The organism is Streptomyces zinciresistens K42, from assembly GCF_000225525.1.
GTDB classification, from domain to species: Bacteria; Actinomycetota; Actinomycetes; order Streptomycetales; family Streptomycetaceae; genus Streptomyces; species Streptomyces zinciresistens.
On sequence record NZ_AGBF01000447.1, the window covers coordinates 1 to 1255 of the forward strand.

1 protein-coding gene is annotated in these 1255 nt (G+C 69.4%); it reads left to right on the forward strand.

Features of this window, described 5'->3' with window-relative positions:
• Positions 1–1255: amino acid adenylation domain-containing protein (locus tag SZN_RS37130; protein ID WP_139063696.1), on the forward strand; the 1255-nt coding region annotated here is incomplete at both ends.

Below are 1255 nucleotides of genomic sequence, written 5' to 3' on the forward strand. Positions count from 1 at the left end.
GGCTGGCGCGTCGTCTGGTCGGGGTGGGTGTGGTGCCGGGTGATGTGGTGGGGGTGCATCTGGAGCGTGGGCCCGAGCTGGTCGTGTCGTTGCTGGGGGTGTTGAAGGCGGGTGCGGCGTACACGCTGCTGGATCCGGCGTTCCCGGCGGAGCGGCTGGCCACCGTCGTCACCGACGCGGAGGTCCGCGTCCTCGTCACCCGCGACGACCTGAGCCGTCCCCTGCCGCCGTCCGGCATCCGGCGCGTGCTGCTCGATCGCGACGCCGCGCTGATCGCCTCCCTGGACGACTCAGATCTGGGTCTGGTGTGTGGGGGGTCGGGTGCGGCGTGTGTGATGTTCACGTCGGGGTCGACGGGGCGGCCGAAGGGTGTGGTGGCTCCGCATCGGGCGTTGGTGTCGACGTTCGTGGGTCCGGATTATCTGGGTTTTTGTGCGGACGACGTGTATTTGCAGTCGTCGCCGGTGTCGTGGGACGCGTTCGCGCTGGAGGTGTTCGGGGCGTTGTTCCACGGGGGTCGGACGGTGTTGCCGGTGGGGTCGCGGACGGATCTGGACGAGGTCGCGGCGTTGGTGGCGGGTTGTGGTGTGACGGTGCTGCAGTTGTCGGCGAGTTTGTTCAATGTGCTGGTGGATGACTTTCCGGGGTTGTTCGCGGGTTTGCGGGCGGTGATGACGGCGGGTGAGGCGGCGTCGGTGTCGCATGTGGCGCGGGTGTGTGCGCGTCATCCGGGGCTTCGGGTGCTGAACGGTTACGGGCCGGTGGAGTCGATGGGGTTCACCACGAGTCATGTGGTGGGCGGGGTGGTGGAGGGTGCGGGTTCGGTGCCGATCGGTGTGCCGTTGGCGGGTAAGCGGGTGTTCGTGCTGGACGGGGGGTTGTGTGCGGTGCCGGTGGGGGTGCCGGGTGAGTTGTATGTGGCGGGGTCGGGTCTGGCGTTCGGGTATGTGGGGCGTGCGGGGCTGACGGGTGAGCGGTTTGTGGCGTGTCCGTTCGGTGGGGCGGGTGAGCGGATGTACCGGACGGGGGATGTGGGGCGCTGGCGTGCGGATGGTGCGCTGGAGTTCCTGCGGCGTGCGGATGATCAGGTGAAGGTGCGGGGTTTCCGGATCGAGCCGCGTGAGGTCGAGGCGGTGCTCAGTGGTCATGAGCGGGTTGTGCAGTGCGCGGCCGTGGTCCGCGAGGACCGCCCCGGCGACAGACGCCTCGTCGCGTACGCCGTCCCCGGCCCCGACGCCAAAGCCGTCGACCCCGG